The sequence below is a fragment of the Mycetocola sp. Y791 genome (genome assembly GCF_059445325.1).
This window is the reverse complement of sequence record NZ_JCAIUC010000003.1, coordinates 640,033-666,012: the sequence shown is the minus strand read 5'-3', so window position 1 is coordinate 666,012 and position 25,980 is coordinate 640,033. Positions and strand designations below refer to the sequence as shown.

Here is a 25,980-nt window from a genome sequence, read left to right as displayed (position 1 = left end):
GGTGAAGCAGGACGGGCACCGAGAGCTGTCCGTCAGGTATTCCGCGCGCGGCGGCCACACCGGTGGTCGGCCGTTCGGTCCTCCACCCGGGACAGTGGGCTCAGTCGAAGCGTGCGGCTGGGGCACATGGCCCTGAGTCGAAGACATGGCCCGATTGTGGCAGAGGCTGTCGTGATGAGTGGGTACATTTGCGATCGGTGGACAGAACTGCCCATGTGGAGGAAATCCGGAGCGATAGGGTGACCCCATGACGAGTGACAGCAGCGCAACAGTCCTCCGGCTCACCGGTATCGGGGGCCCGACGATCGACGACACGGCCTTCATCGCGCCCGGTGCGCGCATCGTCGGTAACGTCACGCTCGGGAGGGCGTCGAGCGTCTGGTACAACGCGGTACTCCGCGGGGACTCAGCGTCGATCGAGGTCGGCGAGGGAAGCAACATCCAGGACGGGGTCGCCGTGCACGTGGACTCAGCATCGCCCGTCTCGATCGGAAAGGGTGTTTCGGTCGGTCACAATGCCGTCGTGCACGGCTGCACGATCGGAGACACGGTGCTCGTTGGAATGGGTGCCGTCGTGCTCAGTGGAGCGGTGATCGGCGACGAGTGTCTGATCGCCGGGGGAGCGGTCGTGCTGTCAGGCGCCGTTATTCCACCGCGTTCCCTCGTTGCAGGGGTGCCGGGAAAGGTCCGACGGGAGCTGACGGATGACGAGATCGATGGCATCCGAAAGAATGCGGAGATTTATCTCGAGCACTCTCGTCACCACGCGGAATCACTCGACGCACTGGCGTGAGTCTCACTCAGCGCTGGCGTGCGCGGTTTTTCTTCGTCCAGCGCTTCTGCGAGGCCATTCCCGTGCCGAGGCAGAGGGCCGACGCGGCCATCAGAAGAACTCCGGAGCCGAAGCGGCCGGTGGCGAGTGCAAGGCCGGCAATCACGAAGAGCACGACGCCGGCGGCTGTCCACAGCGCGTATGGGCGGAGCATCTTCATGGCTTCGCCTTTGTCTTGCGGGCGGAACTGATAATTGGAGGGGCTGACGAGAATCGAACTCGCATCATCTGTTTGGAAGACAGAGGCTTTACCACTAAGCTACAGCCCCGAATCCGGCGGATTTCTGCCGGAATTACGGTATTCAATTGGGAGAACCGAGCCGGCGAACCGGCACTCGAATATCGTAGTACACGTTTGGGGGTGGTGTGTGCACACGCACGGTGGACAGGATTGCCCGCCGTCCGTGCATTAGACTGTCCGAGGCCTTCCAACCGAGTTTTGTTATCGATTGGCTTGTCCATCACCGGTAGTAATACCGGGGCGTAGCTCAGCTTGGTAGAGCGCCCGGTTTGGGACCGGGAGGTCGCAGGTTCGAATCCTGTCGCCCCGACAATCCGAAACTCCTCAGATCGAGGAAAAATCCACAACACAGGAGAACACACCAACGTGAAATCCACGGTCGAACAGCTCAGCCCCACTCGCGTCAAGGTTGCCATCTCGGTGACACCCGAAGACCTGAAGCCGAGCATCACCCACGCCTACGGCCACATCGCCGAACAGGTCAACATCCCCGGATTCCGCAAGGGCAAGGTTCCCCCGGCAATCATCGACCAGCGCATGGGCAAGGGCGCTGTGCTCGAGCACGCCGTCAACGAAGGCCTCGACGGTTTCTACCGCGCCGCCATAGAAGAGCACGGCATCCGCACTCTTGGTCGCCCAGAGGCTGACATCGTCGAGTGGCCGAGCGACAAGGACTTCTCCGGAGACCTGAAGCTCGCCATCGAGGTTGACGTTCGTCCCGAGATCACCCTCCCGGCATACGACGACATCACCATCGAGGTCGACGAGGCCGAGGTCACCGACAAGGACGTTGAGGAAGAACTCGACAAGCTCCGCACCCGGTTCGGCACGCTCGTCACCGTTGACCGCCCAGCGGCAACCGGCGACTTCGTGCAGATCGACCTCGTTGCGACGATCAACGGCGAAGAGGTCGACACCGCTTCAGGCATCTCGTACGAGGTCGGTTCTGGTGACCTCATCGAGGGCATCGACGAGGTTCTCGAGTCACTCACCGCCGGCGAGGTCACCACGTTCAGCGCTCCGCTGCTCGGTGGAGACCACGAGGGCGAGACCGCTGAGATCACCGTCACCGTTGGAGCCGTTAAGGAGCGCGAGCTTCCTGCAGCCGACGACGACTTCGCACAGATCGCGAGCGAGTTCGACACCATCGCAGAGCTGACCGAGAGCCTCAAGGAGCAGGCGGCTCGCCAGAAGGCGTTCGGCCAGGGCACCGAGGCACGCACCAAGCTGCTCGAGAAGCTCGTCGAAATGGTTGAGATCCCCGTTCCGGAGAAGCTCGTCGAAGACGAGGTTCACCGTCACCTCGAGGGCGAAGGCCGACTCGAAGACGACGAGCACCGCGCAGAGGTCAAGACCTCGAGCGAGGCAACGTTCAAGCAGCAGATGCTCCTCGACACCATCGCAGAGGCCGAGAAGGTCCAGGTCAGCCAGGACGAGCTCACCCAGTACCTCATCCAGGGTGCCGCTCAGTACGGCATGGAGCCTGGCGAGTTCATCAAGGTCCTCGACGAGAACAACCAGATCCCGGCCATGGTCGGAGAGGTCGCCCGTAACAAGGCCCTCGCTGTTGTCCTCGGCAAGACCAAGGTCGTCGACACCGCTGGAAAGCCCGTTGACCTCACCGGGTTCATCCCGACCGATGGAGACGACGCTCCCGCTGACGAGACCGACGCCGACGACGCTGTTGAGGCAGACGCTGTCGAAGCTGACGCTGACGCAGCCGCTGAGACCGAAGAGGCTCCGGCGAAGAAGGCGAAGAAGGCCAAGAAGTAGTATCGCCGTGCGATAACGACGGATGCCCCGGAACTTTTTCCGGGGCATCCGTCGTTTTGTCGTAAGTGCGCTGTGTGCGGGGCCGAGCCCCGCGGGATATCTGCCCACGGCGAACAGGGCAGAAGTGGCTTTGCACCTCCGATAGATTCGATTACACGCAACAACTGAAATGGAGCGCGACATGGCCGAACTGGCACTGCCGAACAGTGTTTTTGACCGACTGCTGAAGGATCGCATCATCTGGCTCGGCGCAGAAGTACGCGATGAGAACGCCAATGAGATCGCTGCGAAGCTGTTGCTGCTCGCGGCTGAAGACTCCAAGCGTGACATTTACCTCTACATCAACTCACCCGGTGGTTCCATCACCGCAGGCATGGCGATCTACGACACCATGCAGTTCGTCCCCAATGACATCGTCACTGTCGGTATCGGCATGGCGGCATCGATGGGACAGCTTCTCCTGACGGCCGGAACCAAGGGCAAGCGCTACATCACGCCGAACGCCCGCGTGCTCCTGCACCAGCCGCACGGCGGCTTCGGTGGAACCGCGAGCGACATCCAGACGCAGGCTCAGCTCATCCTCGACATGAAGAAGCGCCTCGCTGAAATCACCGCAGCGCAGACCGGCAAGACCGTCGAGCAGATCAACGCCGACGGTGACCGTGACCGCTGGTTCACGGCACAGGAAGCCCTCGAGTACGGTTTCGTCGATCACATCCGCGAATCAGCAACGGACGTCGCCGGCGGCGGCGGCACCGAGGCGAGCTAAGCGCAGAGAAACAAAGGAAAAACTATGGACACCCCTACATTCCGCGCAGCGGGCAATCTTCCGCAGCAGGCGGCAGCGATGCCGAACTCGCGCTACATCCTCCCCAGCTTCGAGGAGCGCACGGCATACGGCTACAAGCGCCAGGACCCGTATGCGAAGCTCTTCGAGGATCGCATCATCTTCCTCGGCGTCCAGATCGACGACGCATCGGCGGATGACGTCATGGCCCAGCTGCTCGTGCTCGAGAGCATGGACCCTGACCGCGACATCGTCATGTACATCAACTCACCCGGTGGTTCCTTCACCGCGATGACGGCGATCTACGACACCATGCAGTACATCCGCCCGCACGTGCAGACTGTCGTGCTCGGCCAGGCCGCGTCAGCTGCCGCCGTGCTCACCGCTGCCGGTACGCCGGGCAAGCGACTCGCGCTGCCGAACGCCCGCATCCTCATCCACCAGCCGGCTGTCGGCCAGGCGGGCCAGGGGCAGGCATCCGACATCGAGATCCAGGCCGCGGAGATCCTCCGCATGCGGGTCTGGCTCGAGGAGACGCTGTCGCAGCTCTCGAACCGCTCGGTCGAGCAGGTCAACAAGGACATCGACCGCGACAAGATCCTCTCGGCCGCCGAGGCGCTCGAGTACGGTCTCATCGACCAGGTGCTCACGAGCCGCAAGAGCCTGCCGGCTCTCGTCAAGGGCGCGTAACACCGATCAACCACGAAGGTGGGATCCATGGAACACCATTGGATCCCACCTTCTTCGGTCTGCGGGGAGTCACGATTGTGACCCACCGCGCGCCGGATACACCCCGATGTCATATGTTCGGGTTAGGCTCGAGTACCGGATAGCCAGAAGAGGAGAAAAGCTGATGGCACGAATCGGTGAGAGCGCCGACCTGCTCAAGTGCTCCTTCTGTGGCAAGAGCCAGAAGCAGGTACAGCAGCTCATTGCTGGGCCAGGCGTCTACATCTGCGACGAGTGTGTCGAGCTCTGCAACGAGATCATCGAAGAGCGTCTCGCGGAGGCAGGCGAGGTCGCGGCGACGGAGTTCGAACTGCCGAAGCCCCGCGAGATCTTCAACTTCCTCGAGGAGTACGTCATCGGGCAGGAGCCGGCCAAGAAGGCGCTGAGTGTCGCGGTGTACAACCACTACAAGCGCACACGGGCTCGGTCCACGCTCACCAGCGCCGACTCGATCAACGACGACATCGAGATCGCGAAGAGCAACATCCTGCTCATCGGCCCGACCGGCTGTGGCAAGACTTACCTCGCGCAGACCCTGGCGAAGCGGCTCAACGTGCCGTTCGCCGTCGCCGATGCCACAGCGCTGACCGAGGCCGGCTACGTCGGTGAAGATGTCGAGAACATCCTCCTGAAGCTCATCCAGGCCGCCGACTACGACGTCAAGCGCGCCGAGACCGGCATCATCTACATCGATGAGGTCGACAAGATCGCCCGCAAGGCCGAGAACCCGTCGATCACCCGCGACGTATCGGGCGAGGGCGTTCAGCAGGCCCTTCTGAAGATCCTCGAGGGTACCGTCGCTTCGGTTCCGCCGCAGGGCGGCCGCAAGCACCCGCACCAGGAGTTCATCCAGATCGACACCACGAACGTGTTGTTCATCGTCGCTGGAGCGTTCGCCGGACTCGAGGAGATCATCTCGTCACGAGCAGGGAAGAAGGGCATCGGTTTCGGCGCCCCCCTGCACTCCAAGGGCGACGACATGAACCTGTTCAGCGAGGTTCTCCCGGAAGACCTGCACAAGTTCGGGCTCATTCCCGAGTTCATCGGCCGTCTGCCGGTCGTCACGACAGTCACGCCGCTCGATCAGGACGCGCTGATGCAGATTCTGACCGTGCCCAAGAACGCTCTCGTTCGGCAGTACCAGCGCATGTTCGAGATCGATGGCGTCGAGCTCGAGTTCGAGCGAAGCGCCCTCGAGGCAATCGCTGACCTCGCCGTGCTGCGCAAGACCGGTGCCAGAGGGCTCCGAGCGATTCTCGAAGAGGTGCTCGGCCCCGTCATGTTCGAGGTTCCGTCCACCGAGGAGGTGGCGCGGGTGATCATCACTCGCGAGTCCGTTCTCGAGAACGCGGCGCCGACGATTGTGCCTCACAAGCAGCGTCGCCAGGAGAAGTCGGCCTGATCCTCGTCGGCGTTCTCGCGAGCGTCAACCGCAACATCCGTATGCCACAAGCGGCTCGCTAACCCCGCCGAGACCGGGTTGGGGGAGCCGGTTTTGGCAATCCGGCGAGCCCGGTCGGCGGGTGCCGCCCCGCCCGGGTGACCTCAGGCCGGCGCCCTGGCGCGAGCGAGCTCAGGCCAGAGCGCGCCGGACGAGCAGCGGCTCTATCGCGGCGTCGCGACCGCGGAATGCGCGGTACGCCGCCAGCGGATCCATGCGACCGCCGACGCCGAGCAGCGTGCTGCGGAAGTGATCACCGTTGGCGCGGGTGAGCCCTCCGTTCTCGGTGAACCAGCCGACGGCATCCGCGTCGAGGACTTCGCTCCAGATGTAGGAGTAATAGCCGGCGTCATAGCCGCCCGAGAACGTGTGCGCGAAGTGGGTACTTGAGTATCGGGGTGGTACCGCCGGGTTGTCGAGCCCGGCCGCCTCGAGCGCGCCCTCCTCGAAGACCGCGACATCGGCAATACTGTCGGTCGCGGCGATGCGGTGCCAGGCCTGGTCGAGCATCGCGGCAGCGAGGTATTCACTTGTGAGGAACCCTTCGTTGAAAGCTGCAGCCTCGGTGAGCTGCGAAACGAGCGCTGATGGCATCCGCTCGCCGGTTTCGGCGTGGCACGCATAGTTCTCCAGCACCTCGGGCCAGAGCATCCACATCTCGTTGACCTGACTCGGGAACTCGACGAAGTCGCGGAAGACGTTGGTGCCTGCGAACCTGGGATAGGTCACCGTCGCGAAAAGGCCGTGGAGTGCGTGACCGAACTCGTGGAAGAACGTGGTCACCTCGTCGAGGCTCAGGAACGTGGGTTCGCCGGCGGCGGGTTTGGGGACGTTGAGGTTGTTGACGACGACCGTCGGTGAGCCGAGGAGAGTGTTCTGCGAGATGAGCGGGTTCATCCAGGCGCCGCCTCGCTTGGAATCCCTGGTGTAGAGGTCGAGGAGGTACAGGCCGACGGCGGTGCCGTCTTCGTCGGTCACCTCGAAGATCCTGACGTCGGGGTGGTAGGCGACGAGATCGTGACGTTCGGTGAACCGCACCCCGTAGAGCTTTTCGGCCGCGAAGAAGATGCCGTGAATGAGCACGCGATCCGCCTCGAAGTAGTGGCGGAGAGCGGCGGTATCGATGGAGAACCGGTCGGCGCGCACGCGCTCGGTGTAGAACGCCCAGTCCCAGCTCTCGACAGGGTGTGAGTCGCCATCGGAGCGGATGAGCGCCTCAAGGTCGGCCTGTTCAGCCCGTGCGTTCCGCGCGGCGGCGGGAGCGAGTGACTCCAGCAGGGAGGCGACGTTCTCCGGCGTTTTCGCCGTCTCGTCCGCGGTGACGAATGCGGCGTGTGAGTCGAAGCCAAGGAGTGCCGCGCGTTCGGCGCGCAGCCGCGTGATGTCGAGCACCAGTGACCGGTTGTCATGATCGCCACCCCTGATGCCGCGGGCCCTGGAGGCGCGCATGATGCGCTCTCGAACGTCACGGCGGGTAAGGCTCGCCAGGGCCGGGTGACCCGTCGGCAGGACGAGCGTGAGCAGGTAGCCGTCCGTCAAGCCGCGTTCACGGGCTGCTTCAGCCGCTGCGGAGATCTGCCCGTCACTGAGGCCGTCGAGTTCGGCAACGTCGGTGATGACAACGGCGAGTTCGTTGGTGTCGGCGAGAAGGTTCTTCTCGAACCTGGTGGTGAGAGTCGACAGAGTGGTGTTGAGCGCTCGGAGACGCTCCTTGTCGGCGTCGCTCAGGGCAGCCCCTGCCAGGGTGAACTCCGTGTGATATCGCTCGAGGAGGTAGCGGGACTCGTCGTCCAGGCCGAGATCATGGATGCTGGCATACAAGGCGCTGATCCTGCCATAGAGCCCGGCGTTCAGGCGGATCGCGTCCGAGTGTGCGGCGAGCCGGGGAGCCATGTACTCTTCGAGCGCGGTCGTCTCAGCGCTGGAATCCGCCGAACTCTTGTTGAAGAAGACGTTGCTGACGCGGGCGAGGGTCTGGCCGGATCGTTCCAGCGGAAGCATTGTGTTCTCGAACGTCGGAGCATCCGTTTCTGTCACAATCGCGTCGATCTCAGCGAGCTGCTCGGCCATGCCGGCTTCGAACGCCGGCAGGAAATGCTCGTCCCTGATATCCGCGAACGGCGGCAATTGGTACGGGAGAGTGCTCGGGGCGAGGAACGGATTGTTCGAGTCAGACATGAACCAACCCTAGGGCCCGTCATGTGGGCGAGGACGCCCGTGAACCGGTCATAGGCTTGGGCTATGGCAATTTCCGAGCGCTACACGCTGGGGCACCACGAAAGCGTGCTCCGCACGCACAGCTGGCGCACCGTTGACAACTCCGCTTCATATCTTGTGCCTTACCTCGTCCCCGGGGTCAGGGTGCTCGACGTCGGGAGCGGACCCGGCACGATCACCCTCGATATCGCCGAGAGGATCACTCCAGGATCCGTTATCGGTATGGATGCATCCGCTGACGTGTGTATCCAGGCCTCAACGCTCGCTCGGGACAGCGGCGTGATGAACGTCGACTTCGTGGTCGGTGACGCATACTCCCTGGATTTCCCCGACGACAGCTTCGATATTGTTCACGCACACCAGGTGCTGCAGCACGTTGGGGACCCGGTTGCCGTGCTGCGCGAGATGCGTCGGGTTGTGAAGCCCGGCGGCATCGTCGCCGCCCGCGACGTTGTCTATGGAGCGGCATCCTGGTATCCGCTTCTGCCCGGTCTCGATACCTGGATGCGGGTGTATCAGGCACTGGCCAGGTCGAACGCGGGAGAGCCGAACGCCGGACGTTCACTCAAGGCGTGGGCGATGGAGGCCGGTTTCACCGAGGTGGAGAGCACCGCGTCGATCTGGTGCTTCTCGACGGATGCCGACCGCGATTGGTGGGGGAGTGCATGGGCGGATCGTGCGGTCGAGTCGAGCTTCGCCGCGCAGTCGATCGAAACCGGTGCTGCAACCGAAGCCGAGCTCGAGCAGATCTCGGCCGCATGGAGAGAATGGGTTGCCGACGATCGCGGCTGGTACGCGATGCCTCACGGTGAGATACTCGCGCGGAAGTAGCAGGGGGATGCCCGGGGCGCCAGCCCTCTGCGCTTTGAGCCGGCGGGTCTAGGGTGGCCCCCTGTGCCGAAGGGGTTATCCATGAGTCAGAAATCGACGGGGTCGACTGCCGACCGCTACGTGCGGTACCGCTGGTGGGGCTTGCTTGCCATCAGCCTCGGCGTCGCCATCATCATCATGGACGCGACAATTGTCTCGGTCGCGATCCCGTCGATCGTCGATGACCTCGGTATTTCCAGTACGGAGATCCAGTGGGTGCAGGAGATCTACACGCTGCTGTTCGCCGCGCTGCTCCTGACCTGGGGCCGCATTGCAGACCGGGTCGGGCGACGTCGGATCATGCTGATCGGTGTCGTGATCTTCGTTGCGGCCAGTGTGCTCTGTGCCCTCGCAGACAACGGGGCTGTGCTCATCGCCGGGCGCGCCCTGCAGGGGCTCGGCGGATCGATGATCCTGCCAACGACGCTTGCGCTGCTCAACGCCAACTTCCAGGGCAGGGAGCGCGGTATCGCCTTCGCAGTCTGGGGGTCGACCATCGGTGGAATGGCCGCCATCGGTCCGCTGCTGGGCGGCTGGCTCACCGAGAACGCGAGCTGGCGCTGGGCGTTCGGCATCAACGTGCCCGTTGGTGCGTTGATCATCGCTGGATTGATCCTCTTCGTGGCCGAGTCATCCGAGGCGGTGACCGGGGCGCTGCAGCGGCTCGACATCGGGGGCGCGCTGCTCTCCATTCTCGGTTTCGGTGCGCTCGTCTTCGGTCTGATCGAGGGGCGCAACTATGGCTGGTGGACGGCCACGGACGATGCGCCATTCGCCGTCGGTGATATCTCGCCGGTGCCATTCGCGTTCCTGCTCGCCGTGACCGCCCTGACCGCCTTCGTGCTCTGGGAGCGCGCCAGGACCAACGCAGGAAAGGGAGTCATCCTCGATCTCTCGCTGTTCAGCATCCCGTCATTCGCCAACGGCAATGTGACCGCGCTGATCGTCAGTTTCGGTGAATTCGGGCTCATCCTTTCGCTGCCCCTCTGGTTCCAGAACGTGCTGGGGTACACGGCGTTTGAGGCCGGACTTGCTCTCGTGCCCCTTGCGGCGGGGTCTTTCCTCGCGAGCGGTGCGGTCGCGGGGTTGTCGAAGCGTCTCTCACCGATTGTTGTGGTGCGAATCGGGCTTGGCCTCGAGATCCTTGCGATCGCCGTGCTTGCGCTCCTGATCCGACCGGACAGCACGGCCTGGCTGACCTCCCCGATCCTCCTGGTTTATGGGATGGGCGTCGGGCTTGCGACGGCTCAACTGACCAGTGTGGTGCTGGCCGATGTTCCCGTGGCGAAGAGCGGCCAGGGATCCGCCACGCAGAGCACCGCACGGCAGACCGGGTCTGCGCTCGGGATCGCCGTGCTGGGCACCGCGTTCTTTACGACGCTCAAGACGGGTACGGAGAATCGGGTGGCGGATGCCGTTGCGGGTAACCCGATGCTCCAGTCTCTCGTTGACTCGGTGAATGCGAGCTCAGGCGGAAGTATCGCTTCGCTGGCTGCAAATGAGCAGACGGCGTTCATTGCGGATGCCGCGCGTGCGGCGATGACGGACGGTGCGTCACTCGCCGGCTGGATCGCCGCGGGTGCTCTGGTGGTCGGGCTGATCACGAGCCTGCGGATCAGGCCGGCAGCAGGCTCCGCTGGGGACGTCTCCGACGACGGGGCTGCTGCAGCCAGGGCCAGCGGCACGGAGACCACTCAGACGGGTGAGTCGAACTGACCGTCTGGCACACCGCGCGGTCTGCGTAGTGAGCGCGTTGACAACTGGACCTGTCCGGAATCCGTCATATGTTGACCGCTGAGCGGTTTCGCGGTGGCACTCCGGGCACGCAGGATGGGTCCATGAATCGAGAAGCCCCCACCGCACTGCTCGTCATCGACGCTCAGGAGTCTTTTCGCCAACGGCCGGATGACTGGGCAAGGATGGCAAACCCATTCGTGTTCGACAACATCGCCCGGCTTGTGGCGCACGCACGCTCCGCCGGTCAGCTCGTTGTATGGGTAACCCATGCCGAGCCCGGGACCGGTGGCGTGTTTGATCCTGAGCTTGGGTTCGTGCGGGTCGTGGCGGAACTCGATCCGCTCGACAGCGAATTACGCGTGACCAAGACCTCGGTCAACGCGTTCACGACGACGAACCTGCATCAGCAGTTGGTGCGACACGACGTTCGCAGGGTGGTCATCTGCGGGATCAGAACTGAACAGTGCTGCGAGACCACGGCACGCGTGGCAAGCGACCTGGGCTTCGAGGTGGAGTTTGTGACCGACGCCACCACGTCCAGCGACATCGAGCCGGGGCCCGGTTACGCGGGCGTCTCCGCTGATGACCTCATCAGCCGGACTGCGAGCATCCTCGGTAGTCGCGAATTCGCCTCGATAGTCACGACGGAACAACTGGTGCATCCCGCCGAGCACCTGACTGCATCTGCAGCGCGGTGAGGCTCGGCGTAGCTTCAGATACGCACTCGAAGATATCTACGAAAAACGTGGAGAAAAGTCTTCTCTAATATCGAATGTCTTGGTATCATGAAGTATGGCAAAGGTGTCCGAGCAGATTCGAGAGGTCGCCCTTCGGGTGTGCGACCAGATCGCTCGGTATGAGGACGCCATCGAGGCTATTGGTCGTGTGGCGGGGGATGCCGCGGGGCCGGAGCCTGCGTCGGGCCCTGAACCGGTATCGGGCCTGCAGGTTTCGGGCAGGGGAGGCTCTTCGTCTGCAGTGTCTTCGCCTGCAGCGGTTTCGACCGGCATCACCAAGTTCGATGGTGCCGGTTCGTCGTTTAAGCGGCCGCGATTCGTGCCGGTGGAGCCGGAGCCGGAGCCGGAGCCGTTGAGCACTGGGCGTGGTGCTGGTGCGGATGTTGGGGCCGCTGGTACGAGCCCGAGTACGGGCGCGGGCACGGGGGCAACACCTGCAGGTTCCGCCGTGGACACTGGTCTGCCGTTGTCGATGGTGTTGGAGCGGGCGGCGAACGCCGAACTGGAGGAATTGCTCCGCAACGCGGCGCGGGCGAAGTCGGAGCTTGATGCGGTGATCGCTGCGGGGGCTGGTGTTGCGGCGAAGCGATCGGCGCGTGACCTGGGTTACTCGGGGTGGGCTCAGTCGACCGGGGATCGCACGGCGGTGAACCTGGTGCAGCGGTTGACCGGGTCGACGAAGTCGGAGGCGTTCCGGCAGGTGCGGCTCGGTGAGGCGATGGGTGAGGCGGATGCTGCCACCCACCCGACCGGGTTCGGACCGGGTGCCGGTGGTTCTGATAGGGCTGGCGGGTCGGGTGGCGATGGTGCTGACGACCCTCTGATTGATGTGGACGGGAACCTGCTGGTCGATCCCGACGCCGACCCTGACACGGACACAGACCGCACTGCGGTGTCGGTGTTGCGTCCGGTGCCGGTGGTGCCGTGGCATGAACCGATCTCGCGAGCAGCGCGGGAGGGTGTGATCCGGTCCGAGGCGGTAACGATCATCATGCGCGGACTCGGGCAACCGAACGACCGGGTGGATGTGGAGATGCTGCGGGCCGCGGCGGTGGAGATCATCGCGGACGCTGCCGGTGTGAACGCTGACGAGTTGGGTGTGCGGGCGCGGCATGTGCGGGATCGGATTGATCCGGCCGGGGTGCAGTTGCGGTGGGATGAGCGTTACGCGAACCGGAAGTGGCGGTTCGGCCGTAACGAGGACGGCACGAAAACAGCGTATGTGGCCTTCGATGAGGAAGGCGCCGCCTGGGTGGAGTCCATCGTCGGGGCGGCGTTGCGGCCACGGCGGGGTGGCCCGCGGATGGTGGACCCGGTCGAAGCGGAACGGGCCGAAAAGCTCCGGGTGGATGAGCGCAGTAACGACCAGATCGTGTATGACATTCTGATGGGTGCGATGCGGACCGGGGTGCAGGCCGACCCGACCACAACGTACGGGTCCCGCCAACCCGGAATCCGGGTGGTGATGACCGAGGAGAACCTTGACAACCGTGCCACCGACAGTGAGGGTGCGGAGCACCTGGTCGGTACCGGGTATCTCGAAGACAGTAAAGACGCGGTGCCGGGCAGTGTGATCGAGAAGCAGATCTGTATCTCCGGGATCTCCCCGATCCTGATGGACACCTCCGGCACGATTCTCGACGTGGGCCGGGAACAACGCTTGCACACCCGGAAGCAGCGGGTGGCGATGGCGGTTCGTGACGGTGGCTGTCGGATCGAGGGGTGTGAGTGTCCACCGTCGATGACGGAGGCGCACCACATCAACGAATGGGCCGCCCACGAAGGCTGCACTGATCTCGCGGACGGGATCCTGTTGTGTCCGTATCACCACACGTTGGTGCATACGTTTGGCTATCGGGTGGTCCGGATCGAGGGTGAGTATTACCTGATCCCACCACCGGGGGAGAACGGGGAACGGATCCCGATCCGGATGCCATCGAAGTCACCGTTGGAGAAGGAACGCCTCCGCCTGGCCGGGATCAAGGCCGCGACCGACGCCGCGGACGCCGCCGCACGAGCCGCAGCCGCCGGGAACAACGGTGCTCGTGCAGGCAGTGCCGATGGCGGCGGTGACCGGTCGGGCAGACCGGGCGGCCAGGCGCCAGGGGAGAACTCCGCCCACCCGCCAGCCCGGCAGACCAGGACCGCGTAGTCGGGGGCCGGGGGAGAACTCAGCCTTCCCGTCGGCCCAACAGACCAGGACCGCGTAGTCGGGGGCCGGGGGAGAACTCAGCCTTCCCGTCGGCCCAACAGACCAGGACCGCGTAGTCGGGGGCCGGGGGAGAACTCAGCCTTCCCGTCGGCCCGACAGACCAGGACCGCGTAGCAACCACTGACCGTGCGGCCAGCGCCGGGCTCAGGCGATGGATGAACTTGAGCCGGGTTGCGCCCTAGGCGTCGTCCTCGTCGTCGTCGAGGGTCGGCTCGTCATACTGCCGAATCGTTGCTGAATCGGTTGTCGAGTTGTACGTGATCACCGTTCCATCATCGAGTTCGACAACCGGCTTTCGCTCAAGCCAGGTCAGGGTCCATCGCCACCCGGTGGTGGTGACATCCTCCGCACGCAGCTCATCCTCAACCGTCCTGACCGCAGCGACAATCACCTCGGGAAGCCCCGCGGGCGGGGTATCACCGATCGACCAGCGTGTCCCGAGTTGCATGACGCTCTAGCCGTTGACGTTGCGGTCGTAGGTGATCCAGTCGGTGCGGTTCGCAACCTTGCCGCCGAGGCTCTGAGCCGCGTCGTTGTCGGGAGCTGTTGTCCACCGCACGATACCGGCGCGCTCAGAACGGGCGATCTCAGTGACCCGGTCGAGCAGCGCCGTCCCAATGCCGTTGCCGCGCGACTCGGGAGCGACGAACAGGTCATCGATAAAGATGCCGGTTCCACCCTCGAGCGGCCTCGGGAACGGCCGGTAGTGGGCAAGGCCAACAAGCTTGCCGTCGTCATCCTGCGCCACGAGGGCAGAAACGCCGTGCACTTTCTCCGAGATCCAGCTCCAGACAAGGAGGGCCTTCTCGTCAGGCACCTGGGTGCCATAAAACTCGCCATAGCTTGCAAACAGTGGCAGCCAGTCAAAGAAGTCGCGGTCGCGGACCGGACGGATTTCGATCGTCATTGTGTCTCCTCTAACTGTGGTTCGACGTCGGGGCGTCGACCGGGGCAAACTCCACCCCGGTTACCGACAACTCGTCGGCCGGGGTGAATGTGAGTCTAACGATACGTCCTACCGCTTTAAGGTCGCCTTCCGCACCAGCCAAAAGGCCTATCTGGTCCGGTGTGCCGGTGATGGTGGCCTCGTTCAACGTTGCCTTCTGCGAGGCCTTGGCGTCCGTTTTGGCACGACGGATGCTCGTGAGCGCCTGTCCCGCAAGCGCCAGCAGTTCAGGCTCACCGGTCGCTGTCAGCTCATCGGCGGTCGGCCAGGAAGCGGAGTGCACCGAGCCCTCATTCCACCAGGACCATGCCTCATCGACGGCAAACGGGATGAACGGGGCGAACAGACGAAGCAAACCGCTCAGTGCTTCACGGAGCGCCGCCACAGCAGAGGCCTGGCCCGGGTGCTCAGCGTCGTACGCACGCTCCTTGACCAGCTCGAGGTAGTCGTCGCAGAACGTCCAGAAGAACGACTCGGCGGTCTCAAGCGCACGGGCGTGGTCGTAGGACTCGAACGCCGTGGTCGCGTCAGCGACAACCGTACGCAGAGTCGCGAGCATGCTCAGGTCCAGAGGCTCGGTCACGGCCGCATCGGCCGCTGATTCGAAACTCAGGATGAACTTGGACGCATTGAGCACCTTGATCGCGAGACGACGACCGATTTTGATCTGGGTCGGGTTCTGCGGGTCGAAGCCGGCATCCGTACCGAGGCGAGATGATGCTGCCCAGTACCGCACAGCATCCGAACCGTGCTTCTCCAGAATGTCGGCGGGCGTCACGACGTTGCCCTTCGACTTCGACATCTTCTTGCGGTCGGGGTCGAGGATCCAGCCGGACAGGGCTGCGTGCTCCCAGGGCTTTTCGCCGTACTCAAGAACCGAACGGAGCATGGTCGAGAACAACCAGGTCCGAATGATGTCCTGGCCCTGCGGGCGCACCGAATACGGGAAGACGAGGTTCCAGAGCTCCGGGTCACGCTCCCAGCCACCGGCGAGTTGCGGGGTGAGCGAGGAGGTCGCCCAGGTGTCCATCACGTCGAGCTCGCCGATGAAGCCACCGGGAGCATTGCGCTGTGATTCGTTGTAGCCGGGGGCGGTGTCGCTCGACGGGTCGACGGGTAGCGACTCTTCCGATGCAACGATCGGGGAGTCGTAGACCGGGTTGCCGTCGGCGTCCAGCGGGTACCAGATCGGGATGGAAACACCGAAGAAGCGCTGGCGCGAAATCAGCCAGTCGCCGGTGAGTCCACCGACCCAGTTCTCGTAGCGCACGCGCATGAAGTCGGGGTGCCACTCGAGCTCGTTGCCGAGTTCGATCAGGCGGGCACGAAGCTCCTCATCGCGGGCACCGTTCTTGATGTACCACTGACGGGTGGAGACGATCTCGAGCGGCTTGTCGCCCTTCTCGAAGAACTTCACCTGGTGCGTGATCGGCTTCGGGTCTCCGATGAGTTCACCAGACTCCTTGAGCAGGGCAACAACGGCCTGCTTGGCGCTGAAGACTGTCTTGCCGGCCAGTTCGCGGTACGCGGCCTGTCCTTCTTCGCTCGTGATGACATCCGGTGCTTCGCTGATGATGCGACCGTCGCGACCCATGATGGTGCGGTTCGGCAGGTCGAGTTCACGCCACCAGACCACGTCGGTGACGTCACCGAACGTACAGATCATCGCGATACCTGCACCCTTGTCCGGCTCGGCAAGGTGGTGCGCGAGCACGGGGACGTCGACGCCGAACAACGGCGTCTTCACCGTCGTTCCGAAGTACTGCTGGTAGCGCTCGTCATCGGGGTGCGCGACGAGGGCGACACACGCAGGAAGCAGCTCGGGCCTCGTGGTCTCGATCTCGATCGTTCCGCCGTCGGGCTTGGCGAAGGCGAGGCGGTGGTAGGCCGCCGGCTGCTCTTTGTCCTCGAGCTCGGCCTGGGCGACCGCGGTACGGAAGGTGACATCCCACAGGGTGGGCGCCATCGCCTGGTAGGCCTCGCCGCGCGCAACGTTGCGCACAAACGCAAGCTGGCTGGAACGGATCGAGTCCGCGCCGATCGTGCGGTACGACTGGGTCCAGTCCACCGAAAGGCCGAGCGTGCGCCAGAGGGCCTCGAACTGCTTCTCGTCCTCGATCGTCAGCGTCTCGCACAGCTCAATGAAGTTGCGTCGCGAGATCGGCTTCTGGTCGGCGGCCTTGGAGCTCTTGTTGTCGCCACCCTCGAACGGCGGCACGAAGTCAGGGTCGTAGGGGAGCGTCGGGTCACAGCGGACACCGTAGTAGTTCTGCACGCGGCGCTCGGTGGGGAGACCGTTGTCGTCCCAGCCCATCGGGTAGAAGACCTGCTTGCCGCGCATGCGCTGGAACCGCGCAACGACGTCGGTGTGGGTGTAGCTGAACACGTGCCCGATGTGCAGTGAACCGGATGCCGTCGGTGGGGGTGTGTCGATCGAGTACACGCACTCGCGGCCACCGTCGAGGGCGGCTGAACGGTTGAAGCTGTAGGTGCCGCGGGACTCCCACTCCGGACCCCATTTCGCTTCGAGGCCCTCGAGTGCGGGCTTGTCTGGAACGTGCGAGGTCATGGGTAACTCCGGTTCAATATGGGCGGCACCGTGTGTACGTGCCTGAGTGTCGGGGACTATCCATGGTAGCGGAGCCGGGGCAGCGCGAACCGCGACGCCACCCCGAGGGTGACCCGATGGCCACCCCGCCGGCGAGGGAAACGGGCGGTCGTCAGAGCGAAGCGGCGGTTCCGCGAGCGATTCGGAACCTCAGGCGAGCTCGGTGACAAACCCAATCTTGTTGCCGTCGAGGTCGGTCAGTTCAAAGAAATCAACGACGCCGTCAATGTGCTGCAACGGGCTCACCTCAAGTCCCTTGGCAGCGAACGTCTCTCGCTGTGCCGTGGCGTCAGCGACGCTGATGTTGACCGAGATGCCCTCGTTCCCGGCGAGCTCAGCCGACAGCGCGAGTTGCAGCCAGAAGGCGCCGAGGTCGAACTCGACGAGCCCTTCCATCGGTTCGAGGTCGGGCTCACCCAGCTCGAACGCCGTCTGGTACCAGGCGGTAGCCGCCCGGAGATCGCGGACCGGGATGCCGATGGTGACTGCCTGAGGTTTCATACCGACACCGTAGCGGCCGGGCGAACCGGCACGGAATGGATCACGCGAATCAGTGTGATGGCAGGAGCCGGGGCACATCGGCGACGAGGCGTGCCGTGTACGGATGCTGCGGGTCGGCAAACACGGTCGCCGCGTCGCCGGTCTCGACAATCTGCCCATCCTTCATCACGGCGACCCGGTCGCTCATGTGCCGGACAACGCCCAGATCGTGGGAGATGAACAGATAGCTGAGCCCGCGTTCGACCTGCAGCCGATCGAGCAGGTCGAGCACCTGGGCCTGGACCGTGACATCGAGCGCAGAGACCGGTTCATCACAAACAATGACGTCGGGCCGGGCCGCGAGCGCGCGGGCAATCGACACCCGCTGCCGCTGACCACCCGAGAGCAGCAACGGTCGCACGTCGGCAACACCCCTCGCCAGACCGACGGCGTCGAGCAGTTCATCGACGGTCGACCGGTCGGTGGCAGGCGCCGTGCCGATGGCGTCGTCGAGAATGCGTCTCACCGAGAGTCGGGGATCGAACGAGCTGAGGCTGTCCTGGTAGATGGCACCGATCCGTTGCCGGAGTGGACGCCGCTCCCGCTCCTTCAGTGCGGAGAACGGAGTGCCGTCGAGCAGCACCGCGCCCTCGTCCGCCGGAGTCAGCGCGAGGACCAGCCGGGCCACCGTCGTCTTGCCGGACCCGGATTCGCCGACGAGGCCGAGCGTCTCGCCCCGGGCCAGGGCGAACGACACACCGTCCACCGCGCGGAACCGGCCCGCTGGTGACCGATAGGTCTTCACGAGCGAACGTGCCTCGAGGACAGCGGGAGCGGCATCCGGTGTCTCAGGTGTTGTGTCTCCAGGGAGGGCGACCGCGGCATGGATCGGCTTTCGGCTCATGCCCCCATTGGTCATGTCCGGCTCCTGAACCGGGACGAGCGGGGTATGGCGCGGCTTATCGGTGGGCACCGCCGCGATGAGTCGTCGGGTGTACTCCTCCCGTGGCCGGGTCAGCAACTCCCGGGTCGCTCCCGACTCCACAACGCTGCCGTCCTTCAGCACGAGCACGCGATCGGCGATGGCACTCACGACGGCGAGGTCGTGGCTGATCAGCAGGATGCCCGTTCCGCGTGACCGCAATTCGGCCAGCAGATCGAGAATGCGTGCCTGGATGGTGACGTCGAGGGCGGTCGTCGGCTCGTCGGCGATCACGAACGGCGGATCCAAAGCGATAGCCGCGGCGATCAGTGCGCGCTGGCGGAGACCACCGCTCAGTTCGCCAGCACGCTGGGAGACCGCCCGCTCGGGATCCGGCATTCCGACGCGTGCGAGAACCTCGACAACGCGACTGCGGGCATCCGTTGCCGACAGGTTCGCGTGCAGCCGGAGTGCATCGCCGATCTCGCGACCGATGGGACGCAGCGGGTCGAGGGAAACCAGCGCGTCCTGGAGGACGAGCCCGACCTGTGACCCGCGGATGCCGCGCCAGTCCCGTTCGCTCGCCGCTGTGAGGTCACGCCCGGCGAGTGTCAGCGTCGACGCAGTGACCTCGGAGCCGCGACCGGCGAGGCCGAGCAGGGCCCTCGCGGTGACGCTCTTGCCCGACCCGGATTCACCGACGATGGCAACGCACTCGCCCCGGCCGATGCTGAGGGAGATGTCCCTGACCACGGGGACGCCGCCGAAGGAGACGGAGAGACCCACCACGTCGAGGAGTGGTGACGCGGAGCTTGTCGAGAGCGAATCGTTCATCGGTTGCCCGCCGTTCGTCGGGTGAGGCTCCGGCCGAGCACCGTTGTCGCGATGGTGGTGAGCACGATCATGAGGCCGGGGAACACGGTCAGCCACCATGCGGTACCGATGTAAGTGCGCCCGGCGGACAGCATGGCGCCCCATTCCGGCTCCGGCGGTTGTGCGCCGAGGCCCAGGTAGCTGAGGGCGGCAGCCCACACAACAGCCTGCCCGACACCGAGGGTGGCGAGTACCGCGAGGGGAGCGAGGGCGTTCGGCAGGATGTGCCTGGTGAGGATTCGCCACGGCCCGTGACCGAGCACCCGTGCCGATTCGACGTACGCAGACGAACGGATGCTGACGAGCTGGCCGCGGATGATCCTCGCGTAGCCGGGCGCGGTGGAGAGGCCGACCGCGATGGTCGCGGTCACCGGGCCGGGCCCGGCGATGACAATGACGAGGAGAGCGAGGAGGAGTCCGGGGAACGCGAAGAGCACCTCGATAGTGCGGTTCACCGTGAAGTCGAGCACGCGACCGCCGAACCCGGCGAGCACACCGAGGACCAGCCCCAGAACGAGGCCGATCGCCGTTGCTGACACTCCAATCAGCAGGGAGGTGGCGGTTCCGGTGACGACCCGGCTGTAGATGTCACGCCCGGACTCGTCGGTGCCGAACCAGTGAGCCAGCGACGGGCCCTGGAACGCGTCGCGTGCCGAGATGGCGTTGGGGTCGAATGACGAGAGCAGTCCGGGAGCCACGGTGGCCACGATGAGGAAGAGAACGAAGAGACCGGCGAGTACTTCGCCGACACTCGGGCGGGCGCGACGGGCGGGTGCCGCGCTCGCCGCAGCGGTCCTCAGGTCGAGTTCGCTCATCGCGTTGCCTCCGTACTGGCCAGGCGTGGATCTGCCAGCCGGGAGGCGGCATCCGTCAGAATCGTCATGAGGATGTAGACCAGGGCGACCAGCAGGACAACACCGGTGACCACCGGCACGTCACGAAGCGTCACCGCCTGCAGCAGGGTGCGGCCGAGTCCCGGCCTGGCAAAGATGGTCTCGACCACGACGGCGCCCGAGATGAGGTAGCCCAGCGCCCAGCCGGACAGGCTGATCGCCGGCAGGCTCGCGTGGCGGAGTGCATGGCGGAGACGGATGCCCCGCTCCGATTCGCCCCTGGCCCTTGCCGACACGATGAAGGGTGCGTCGAGGGTGTCGAGCAGCGTCTCGCGCATCACCTGGGCGAGGAACCCGGCGAGGGGAATGGCGAGCGTCACGGTCGGGAGGACGAGTCCCGTCGCCCCTCCCGTCGATACCGGTGGGAGCCAGCCGAGGCTCGTGCTGAACACGGCGATGAGGACAGTGGCGAGCCAGAAGTGGGGGAGCGCAGCACTCGTGAGTTCGATGCCCTGCCCGAGGGATGCCGCAACGCGGCCGCCGCCGGTCGACCAGAGCGAGAGGCCGAGGGCAGCGAGCCAGGCGAGGGCGAGGGCCGCGAGAGCGAGGAGGAGCGTACCGCCGAGCTGGGCGCCGAGAAGTTCGGTGACGGGGACCTTAAGCGCGTAGGAGGTGCCGAGGTCGCCCCTGAGCAAGCGGCCCAGTGCGTTGAGGTACTGGATGCCGAGGGGGAGATCGAGACCGTAGTCGCGTCGAACCTGGTCGAGGGTCTCCTGTGATGCCTGTGACCCGGGCCCGCCGAGTACCGCCTCCGCCGGGTCTCCCGGAATCAGGCGGATCGCGAAGAAGGTCAGCGTCGCGACCGACCAGAGCACGAACGCAGCACCGCCGAGTCGGACGAGGAGCCAGCGCACTGAGCGCCGGCTCCTCGATCGCTCAGCCGGCTTACTGTCCGGCAAGCCAGGCGTCATAGAACGTGGGCGTCGACACCGTCGGCATGGCGCGGGCATCCTTCACCTGTGTGCCGAGCAGGAAGTGGTTCTGCTGGTCGTAGAGAGGGAGGATGTGGAAGCCACCGAGGATGATGTCCTGCGCCTGGTCGTAGAGCGCGGCGCGCTCGCCGTCATCAGAGGTTTCACTCGCCGTGGTCAGCAGCTCGTCCAGCTCAGGGTTGCTGACCTGCGAGAGGTTCGCGAAGTATCCGCTCGGCGCCGGGACGATTCCGTCGGAGTGGTACAGGATCCGCAGCACGTCAGGGCCGACCTTCGTGTACGGGGCGCTCACGAGGTCGTAGTTGTTCTCAGCGAGGACGCCGTACCAGCTCGACAGGTCGAGCAGTGACAGTTTGACCTCGAACCCTGCGTCCTTCGCCGTTGCCTGGATCTGCTCGAAGAGCGACTGCTCGGCGGGGATCGACTGGTTCGTCGAGACGGGGAAATCGAGAGTGAGGCGCTCGCCGCCTTTGACCCGGTAGCCGTCGGCATCCCGTTCAGTCCAGCCGGCGGAGTCGAGCAATTCGTTGGCCTCGTCGAGATCGGTGTCGAACAGTGACTCGTCGGAGAAGCCTTCGGGCTCAGCGCTCGACAGCGGCGAGTATGAGCGTTCCGCCGAGCCGAAGAACAGTGACTCGATTCCGTCATTGACGTCAACGGCGCGGATGAACGCCTCACGGACAGCGGGGTCGCTGAATGGTGCAGCACCGGCGTTCAGCTCGATGCGGTTGGCGGCGCCGGGGCGCGGTGCGTCGATGTGCGCGAGCGTCGTGGTCTTCTCGGCTGCGGAGATCGTGTCCGGCTGCGCATTGTCGAGAACATCGACCTGCCCGGCCTGCAGAGCGGCGTAGCGCGATGCGGAGTCAGGGATGAAGCGCCATTCGATCGCCTCGAGGTATGCCTTGCCCTCGTGCTTCGCGTCGGCCGGCGGCGAGTTGTAGTCGTCATTGCGAACGAGTGAGACGTGGTCCTGCTTAACCCACTCGTCGACGATGAACGGCCCAGTGCCGATCGGCGCCTGGCAGTTCGCCTCCATGCCGCGGGCGATTCCCGCGGGCGACTCGATGGCGAGCCACGGCATCGAGAGGGACTCGAGCAGTGCGCTGTCCGGCGCGCTCAGGGTGAATCGCGCGACGGTGTCGGAGACCGCTTCGACACTCTCAACCTTGCCGAGTGCGAGGTAGCCCGTCGACGACTCAGTGGCCGGATCCTTGAGGTGCTCGACGTTGACCTTGACGGCCTCGGCGTTGAACGGGGTGCCGTCCGTGAAGCTGACGTCATCACGAAGAGTGAAATCCCAGCTGAGGCCGTCGTCTGATGCCGACCATTCGGTGGCCAGCCAGGGGATGACGGTTCCATCCGAGTCCCGCGAGACGAGCGAGTCGAGGAACTGGCCGGCGATGAGTGCCTGCGGGTAGTTGCCACCGACGTGGGGGTCGAGGCAGGTGGGTTCCGCGTCTCCGCTGGCGTAGGTGAGGGTTCCGCCGGCGACCGGGGTCGATGACTGTTCGGCCGCGGGTGACTGGCAGGCGGTGATGAGAAGGGCGAGAACGGCTGCCGAGCCGACCGCCGCAAGTCCGCGCCGCGCGCGGGTGATGGTGAGTGAGTGCATTGCCTGTTCCTTGACGAGGGCAAAGCCGCGATGCGGGTGGCCCGAGCGTGGCGCCCAGATTTATTGGACGCGGTCTAATAACGACCCTAGTACCTGATTTCTTCCCGATTGCCCTGACGTGGCAGCCGGTGTCGACGCCCGGCTGGATCCACCCCGATCGACGGGCGGTGGAGACGGTATGCCCTCGGGTCGATACGCTTTCGGGAGGAGGAACCTATTGGCCGAGAACACTGTGCAGGTCGGGCGCCCGAGGCGATCATCGAAGCGCACGCTTGAGGAGGCCGCCGCCGAGCTGTTCCTCGAGCAGACCTACGCCGGGACGACAGTCGACCAGATCGCACAGCGAGCCGGCGTCAGTCGCAACACGTTCTTCAACTACTTCGGCTCCAAGTCCGACGTGCTCTGGATCGACTTCGACGAGACGCTCGCTCGGCTCGCCGATGAGCTCGCGGCGGCGGATGCGACCGAGCCAGTGACGGATGCCGTGCGCAACGCGGTCGTGCGTGTCGCGCGGTCGCATCCCGGTGATCGTGTGCCGTGGGCGCTGACCCAGGTCGACCTCATGGGCACCCGCGAGGACCTCGAGGCATCCGGGCTCCGTCGCCTGATGAAGCAGAGCGCCGTCATCCGTGACTTCATTCTGCGCCGGACGGAAGGTTCCGCCGGAGTGCTGCTGCCTCAGGCCATCGCCTTCGCGGTGCTCGGTGCGGCAGCGGCTGCAGCCGGCGTCTGGGCGAACGCCGGTGTCGCCAGGCGCCCTCTCGCCGATTACGTCGACGAGGCCGTGGGCCCGGTCTGCGCGGGTTTCGCCGACGCGGTCTGACGGAGTCTGGCGGTCAGTCGAGGATGTGCCGCAGGTAACGTCCCGGCGCATCGAGGTAGGACTTCCAGTGGGTGACGAGATCGAGGTCTTCCCAGTTGGCGCGGCGGATGCCGTGATCGCCGAGTTCGTAGATCGTCGCGCCGGGAAGTGACGCGAGCACGGGGGAGTGCGTCGCGCACAGCACCTGGGAGCCGTTAGCAACGAGATCGGCAAGCACCCCGATCATCGCGAGGGTCGAACTGAAACTCAGGGCGGCCTCAGGTTCGTCGAGGCAGTAGAAGCCGGGTCGTGTCAGGTAGGTCTCGGCCACGGCGAGGAACGATTCGCCGTGGCTCATGCTGTGGAAGTCGTGGCCGCCCTCGAGTGAATCCTGGAAGGTGTAGTAGCCGTGCATCGTCTCGGCGCGAAGGAAGAAGCCCCACTTTGCTGCTCCGGGGCGTCTGGCGAGGGAGATCCAGTCGCCGAGTGGCGACTCCGTGCGCCTGGTCTCATGCGCCGAGTTGATGGTGCCGCCCTCCGGTCCGAGACCGTACGCCGCTGCCGCCGCCTCGATGAGGGTGGACTTGCCACTGCCGTTTTCACCGACGAGGAACGTGACGCCGTCTCCGAGCGGGAGCCCGGACTCGAGGACCGCAGCGATCGCGGGGATGGTTGCCGGCCACTGGTCGGCCGGGACTGCGACGTCGGTGATGCGGCGAATGTCTCGCACGAGCCGGGTGTCGGTGAAGGGATCGGCGCGGGTCATCCGGCCATTGTCGCAGGCGGGTTCGGCAATCTGCGAGATTGCCACTTGTTCTAGTGGAAATAGAACTATAGGATGAACACATGCTCCTTCGAATCGACCAGTCGTCGACCACACCGCTGTTTGACCAGCTCGCCGCGAGCATCCGCGCCGCCGCCATCTCCGGTGATGTGAAAGCGGGGGAGCGGCTCCCGGCCGCTCGAGAACTCGCTGAGTCGCTCGAGATCAACGTGCACACCGTCCTCAGGGCGTACCAGGTGCTCCGCGACGAAGGTCTCGTCGACCTCCGGAGGGGGCGCGGCGCCGTTGTCACCGACCGTGCCGCCCGCTACTCACAGCTCAGCGCCGCGATCGACGCCGTCGTCGCTGAAGCCCGCATCCTCGAACTCAGTCCAGATACCGTAACCGCACTACTCCGAGAGGCCCTTCGATGACCACCGCACCCCAGACGATGCCAGGCCGACGCCGATACCTGGTCATCGGCGTGATCCTCCCGATCCTCATCGCCCTGGTCGGAGCAATCGTCGCTCTGACCTGGCTGCCGGACCTCCCCGATCCCGTTGCTATCCACTGGGACAGCAACGGTGCCGACGGATTCGGGAGCGTATGGATCATGATCCTGATGCCGCTGGCCATCGTCACCGGGGTCACTGTGGCGAGCGGGTTGTCACTCCGCGGCGCACCCCAGCGCGGCGGCCTGACCAGCACCGAAAAGATCGTTGTTGTCACGCGAGTCTTCCTGAGTGTCCTGCTGACCAGCGGCGTGATCGGTTCGCTCGCCGTCCAGCGCGGACTGAACGATGCGGCTGCCGCCCCGAACATCGCGACGCCGATGATCATCGGCGCCCTCGGCGGCGTCCTTGCCGCTGCCATCGCCTGGTTCATCCTGCCCAGGGCAGTACCGGCGGACTTCGACGAGGAGACAGCGGTCGAGCCGCTCGATCTTGCACCTGCGGAGAGCGTCTACTGGTCGCGAACGGTCCGGATCTCCGGCGGCGTCGTCGTGTTGCTGGGTGCAGTCGTCGTGCTCACTGTCGGTATCGCTCTCGCGACGGCGTTCACCTCCCCATCCGACGCCACCTACCCTCTCGCTCTCGCCGTGTTCGTTCTGCTCCTGTCGGTCGGGATGTCGTTCTGGCGCGTGCGCGCAGACCGACGTGGTTTCACCGTCCGCGGGATCCTGGGCTGGCCTCAGGTCAGCATTCCTGCGAGTGACGTCGCCGAGGTCCGGGTCGTCCAGGTCAACCCGACAGCCGATTTCGGTGGCTGGGGCTGGCGCGTGGCCCCTGGCAGGCGAACGGGAATCATCCTCCGCGCCGGTGAGGCGATCGAGGTCACCAGACGCAACGGCAAACGACTCGTCGTGACCGTTGATGACGCCGAGACGGCCGCCCGTGTGATGCAGACGCTCGTCTCGCGCTCTGCCGTCTGACGGCATCCGCACCACGCCGAAAGGCCCTGACTCCCCGGCGACCGGAATTCCCCGCTATCCTTGAGGAAGCGACTGTGAACCGGCCATCACCGGGGAGTCTTCGGAAGAACAGCACCGTGCACCTGCGGAGCCCAGTAGAAC

At 65.0% G+C, this 25,980-nt stretch carries 23 protein-coding genes and 2 tRNA genes; 13 read left to right on the top strand and 12 right to left on the bottom strand.

The window, feature by feature from the left end; genetic code table 11:
• Positions 1-247 precede the first annotated feature (247 nt).
• Positions 248-793, top strand: a complete 546-nt coding sequence (locus AC1C2N_RS12205; protein ID WP_495434132.1) for a gamma carbonic anhydrase family protein — start codon at positions 248-250, stop codon at positions 791-793.
• A 7-nt stretch (positions 794-800) separates the two neighbouring features.
• Here the strand turns inward: AC1C2N_RS12205 and AC1C2N_RS12200 are convergent, their stop codons facing one another.
• A complete protein-coding gene (locus AC1C2N_RS12200) occupies positions 801-992 on the bottom strand; it encodes a hypothetical protein (RefSeq protein WP_495434131.1) in 192 nt (63 codons plus the stop codon).
• A 35-nt stretch (positions 993-1,027) separates the two neighbouring features.
• Positions 1,028-1,101: transfer RNA gene (locus AC1C2N_RS12195), tRNA-Gly, on the bottom strand.
• A gap of 208 nt (positions 1,102-1,309) precedes the next feature.
• Here AC1C2N_RS12195 and AC1C2N_RS12190 point away from each other — a divergent pair.
• The 5 genes from AC1C2N_RS12190 (at position 1,310) to clpX (ending at position 5,764) form a co-directional block, all read left to right on the top strand.
• A tRNA-Pro gene (locus tag AC1C2N_RS12190) sits at positions 1,310-1,383 on the top strand.
• Positions 1,384-1,439: 56 nt separating this feature from the next.
• Positions 1,440-2,846: a trigger factor gene (gene tig, locus AC1C2N_RS12185; protein ID WP_483404366.1), complete on the top strand. Its 1,407-nt coding sequence runs from the start codon at positions 1,440-1,442 to the stop codon at positions 2,844-2,846.
• A 181-nt stretch (positions 2,847-3,027) separates the two neighbouring features.
• Positions 3,028-3,615 carry an ATP-dependent Clp protease proteolytic subunit gene (locus AC1C2N_RS12180; RefSeq protein ID WP_108391261.1) on the top strand — a complete coding sequence of 196 codons (588 nt, stop codon included), beginning with the start codon at positions 3,028-3,030 and terminating at the stop codon, positions 3,613-3,615.
• 24 nt (positions 3,616-3,639) lie between these two features.
• Positions 3,640-4,323, top strand: coding sequence for an ATP-dependent Clp protease proteolytic subunit (locus AC1C2N_RS12175; protein ID WP_108391260.1), 684 nt, complete (start codon positions 3,640-3,642; stop codon positions 4,321-4,323).
• Between the two features lie 163 nt (positions 4,324-4,486).
• Entirely contained in the window at positions 4,487-5,764 is a 1,278-nt protein-coding gene (gene clpX, locus AC1C2N_RS12170) for an ATP-dependent Clp protease ATP-binding subunit ClpX (protein WP_108391259.1), read from the top strand.
• 171 nt (positions 5,765-5,935) lie between these two features.
• On the opposite strand, the gene AC1C2N_RS12165 is transcribed toward clpX, so the two are convergent.
• Positions 5,936-7,981 carry a M3 family metallopeptidase gene (locus AC1C2N_RS12165; protein ID WP_495434130.1) on the bottom strand — a complete coding sequence of 682 codons (2,046 nt, stop codon included), beginning with the start codon at positions 7,979-7,981 and terminating at the stop codon, positions 5,936-5,938.
• A 63-nt stretch (positions 7,982-8,044) separates the two neighbouring features.
• Here AC1C2N_RS12165 and AC1C2N_RS12160 point away from each other — a divergent pair, with 63 nt between their 5' ends.
• The 4 genes from AC1C2N_RS12160 (at position 8,045) to AC1C2N_RS12145 (ending at position 13,516) form a co-directional block, all read left to right on the top strand.
• Complete coding sequence (locus AC1C2N_RS12160) at positions 8,045-8,851, top strand: class I SAM-dependent methyltransferase (RefSeq protein ID WP_483404364.1); 807 nt, start codon at positions 8,045-8,047, stop codon at positions 8,849-8,851.
• A gap of 81 nt (positions 8,852-8,932) precedes the next feature.
• Entirely contained in the window at positions 8,933-10,606 is a 1,674-nt protein-coding gene (locus AC1C2N_RS12155) for a DHA2 family efflux MFS transporter permease subunit (protein WP_495434129.1), read from the top strand.
• Positions 10,607-10,728: 122 nt separating this feature from the next.
• The gene (locus AC1C2N_RS12150; protein ID WP_495434128.1) at positions 10,729-11,325 is read left to right on the top strand and encodes an isochorismatase family protein; all 597 of its coding nucleotides are present in this window, start codon (positions 10,729-10,731) and stop codon (positions 11,323-11,325) included.
• Between the two features lie 487 nt (positions 11,326-11,812).
• Entirely contained in the window at positions 11,813-13,516 is a 1,704-nt protein-coding gene (locus tag AC1C2N_RS12145; RefSeq protein ID WP_495434127.1) for a DUF222 domain-containing protein, read from the top strand.
• Between the two features lie 238 nt (positions 13,517-13,754).
• Here the strand turns inward: AC1C2N_RS12145 and AC1C2N_RS12140 are convergent, their stop codons facing one another.
• From AC1C2N_RS12140 to AC1C2N_RS12105, 8 genes are all read right to left on the bottom strand, one after another.
• On the bottom strand, positions 13,755-14,024 hold the full coding sequence (locus AC1C2N_RS12140) for a hypothetical protein (RefSeq protein ID WP_108391254.1): 270 nt from the start codon (positions 14,022-14,024) through the stop codon (positions 13,755-13,757).
• Between the two features lie 6 nt (positions 14,025-14,030).
• A complete protein-coding gene (locus AC1C2N_RS12135) occupies positions 14,031-14,483 on the bottom strand; it encodes a GNAT family N-acetyltransferase (RefSeq protein WP_483404359.1) in 453 nt (150 codons plus the stop codon).
• A 10-nt stretch (positions 14,484-14,493) separates the two neighbouring features.
• Positions 14,494-17,091, bottom strand: coding sequence for a valine--tRNA ligase (gene valS / locus AC1C2N_RS12130; protein ID WP_495434126.1), 2,598 nt, complete (start codon positions 17,089-17,091; stop codon positions 14,494-14,496).
• A 189-nt stretch (positions 17,092-17,280) separates the two neighbouring features.
• Complete coding sequence (locus AC1C2N_RS12125; protein ID WP_495434125.1) at positions 17,281-17,631, bottom strand: VOC family protein; 351 nt, start codon at positions 17,629-17,631, stop codon at positions 17,281-17,283.
• 49 nt (positions 17,632-17,680) lie between these two features.
• Complete coding sequence (locus AC1C2N_RS12120) at positions 17,681-19,366, bottom strand: dipeptide ABC transporter ATP-binding protein (protein ID WP_495434124.1); 1,686 nt, start codon at positions 19,364-19,366, stop codon at positions 17,681-17,683.
• Positions 19,363-20,220 carry an ABC transporter permease gene (locus AC1C2N_RS12115; protein ID WP_495434123.1) on the bottom strand — a complete coding sequence of 286 codons (858 nt, stop codon included), beginning with the start codon at positions 20,218-20,220 and terminating at the stop codon, positions 19,363-19,365. The genes AC1C2N_RS12120 and AC1C2N_RS12115 overlap by 4 nt, the downstream gene beginning before the upstream one ends.
• Positions 20,217-21,209: an ABC transporter permease gene (locus tag AC1C2N_RS12110; protein ID WP_495434122.1), complete on the bottom strand. Its 993-nt coding sequence runs from the start codon at positions 21,207-21,209 to the stop codon at positions 20,217-20,219. The genes AC1C2N_RS12115 and AC1C2N_RS12110 overlap by 4 nt, the downstream gene beginning before the upstream one ends.
• A complete protein-coding gene (locus AC1C2N_RS12105; protein WP_495434121.1) occupies positions 21,184-22,842 on the bottom strand; it encodes an ABC transporter substrate-binding protein in 1,659 nt (552 codons plus the stop codon). The genes AC1C2N_RS12110 and AC1C2N_RS12105 overlap by 26 nt, the downstream gene beginning before the upstream one ends.
• 217 nt (positions 22,843-23,059) lie before the next feature.
• Here AC1C2N_RS12105 and AC1C2N_RS12100 point away from each other — a divergent pair, with 217 nt between their 5' ends.
• The gene (locus AC1C2N_RS12100) at positions 23,060-23,665 is read left to right on the top strand and encodes an acyl-CoA-like ligand-binding transcription factor (RefSeq protein ID WP_495434120.1); all 606 of its coding nucleotides are present in this window, start codon (positions 23,060-23,062) and stop codon (positions 23,663-23,665) included.
• Positions 23,666-23,678: 13 nt separating this feature from the next.
• Here the strand turns inward: AC1C2N_RS12100 and AC1C2N_RS12095 are convergent, their stop codons facing one another.
• Positions 23,679-24,455, bottom strand: a complete 777-nt coding sequence (locus tag AC1C2N_RS12095; RefSeq protein WP_495434119.1) for an AAA family ATPase — start codon at positions 24,453-24,455, stop codon at positions 23,679-23,681.
• 35 nt (positions 24,456-24,490) lie between these two features.
• On the opposite strand from AC1C2N_RS12095, the gene AC1C2N_RS12090 reads away from it, so the two are divergent.
• Both AC1C2N_RS12090 and AC1C2N_RS12085 read left to right on the top strand, forming a co-directional pair.
• A complete protein-coding gene (locus AC1C2N_RS12090) occupies positions 24,491-24,841 on the top strand; it encodes a GntR family transcriptional regulator (RefSeq protein WP_108391245.1) in 351 nt (116 codons plus the stop codon).
• Entirely contained in the window at positions 24,838-25,839 is a 1,002-nt protein-coding gene (locus AC1C2N_RS12085; protein WP_495434118.1) for a DUF1648 domain-containing protein, read from the top strand. The genes AC1C2N_RS12090 and AC1C2N_RS12085 overlap by 4 nt, the downstream gene beginning before the upstream one ends.
• Positions 25,840-25,980: the final 141 nt, after the last annotated feature.

Excerpts from the sequence above, each read along its gene's own strand:
- AC1C2N_RS12205 (WP_495434132.1), top strand. The coding sequence starts at position 248 with ATGACGAGTGACAGCAGCGCAACAGTCCTCCGGCTCACCGGTATCGGG.
- AC1C2N_RS12200 (WP_495434131.1), bottom strand. The coding sequence starts at position 992 with ATGAAGATGCTCCGCCCATACGCGCTGTGGACAGCCGCCGGCGTCGTG.
- AC1C2N_RS12180 (WP_108391261.1), top strand. The coding sequence starts at position 3,028 with ATGGCCGAACTGGCACTGCCGAACAGTGTTTTTGACCGACTGCTGAAG.
- AC1C2N_RS12175 (WP_108391260.1), top strand. The coding sequence starts at position 3,640 with ATGGACACCCCTACATTCCGCGCAGCGGGCAATCTTCCGCAGCAGGCG.
- clpX (WP_108391259.1), top strand. The coding sequence starts at position 4,487 with ATGGCACGAATCGGTGAGAGCGCCGACCTGCTCAAGTGCTCCTTCTGT.
- AC1C2N_RS12165 (WP_495434130.1), bottom strand. The coding sequence starts at position 7,981 with ATGTCTGACTCGAACAATCCGTTCCTCGCCCCGAGCACTCTCCCGTAC.
- AC1C2N_RS12160 (WP_483404364.1), top strand. The coding sequence starts at position 8,045 with ATGGCAATTTCCGAGCGCTACACGCTGGGGCACCACGAAAGCGTGCTC.
- AC1C2N_RS12155 (WP_495434129.1), top strand. The coding sequence starts at position 8,933 with ATGAGTCAGAAATCGACGGGGTCGACTGCCGACCGCTACGTGCGGTAC.
- AC1C2N_RS12150 (WP_495434128.1), top strand. The coding sequence starts at position 10,729 with ATGAATCGAGAAGCCCCCACCGCACTGCTCGTCATCGACGCTCAGGAG.
- AC1C2N_RS12140 (WP_108391254.1), bottom strand. The coding sequence starts at position 14,024 with ATGCAACTCGGGACACGCTGGTCGATCGGTGATACCCCGCCCGCGGGG.
- AC1C2N_RS12135 (WP_483404359.1), bottom strand. The coding sequence starts at position 14,483 with ATGACGATCGAAATCCGTCCGGTCCGCGACCGCGACTTCTTTGACTGG.
- valS (WP_495434126.1), bottom strand. The coding sequence starts at position 17,091 with ATGACCTCGCACGTTCCAGACAAGCCCGCACTCGAGGGCCTCGAAGCG.
- AC1C2N_RS12125 (WP_495434125.1), bottom strand. The coding sequence starts at position 17,631 with ATGAAACCTCAGGCAGTCACCATCGGCATCCCGGTCCGCGATCTCCGG.
- AC1C2N_RS12120 (WP_495434124.1), bottom strand. The coding sequence starts at position 19,366 with ATGAACGATTCGCTCTCGACAAGCTCCGCGTCACCACTCCTCGACGTG.
- AC1C2N_RS12115 (WP_495434123.1), bottom strand. The coding sequence starts at position 20,220 with ATGAGCGAACTCGACCTGAGGACCGCTGCGGCGAGCGCGGCACCCGCC.
- AC1C2N_RS12110 (WP_495434122.1), bottom strand. The coding sequence starts at position 21,209 with ATGACGCCTGGCTTGCCGGACAGTAAGCCGGCTGAGCGATCGAGGAGC.
- AC1C2N_RS12105 (WP_495434121.1), bottom strand. The coding sequence starts at position 22,842 with ATGCACTCACTCACCATCACCCGCGCGCGGCGCGGACTTGCGGCGGTC.
- AC1C2N_RS12090 (WP_108391245.1), top strand. The coding sequence starts at position 24,491 with ATGCTCCTTCGAATCGACCAGTCGTCGACCACACCGCTGTTTGACCAG.
- AC1C2N_RS12085 (WP_495434118.1), top strand. The coding sequence starts at position 24,838 with ATGACCACCGCACCCCAGACGATGCCAGGCCGACGCCGATACCTGGTC.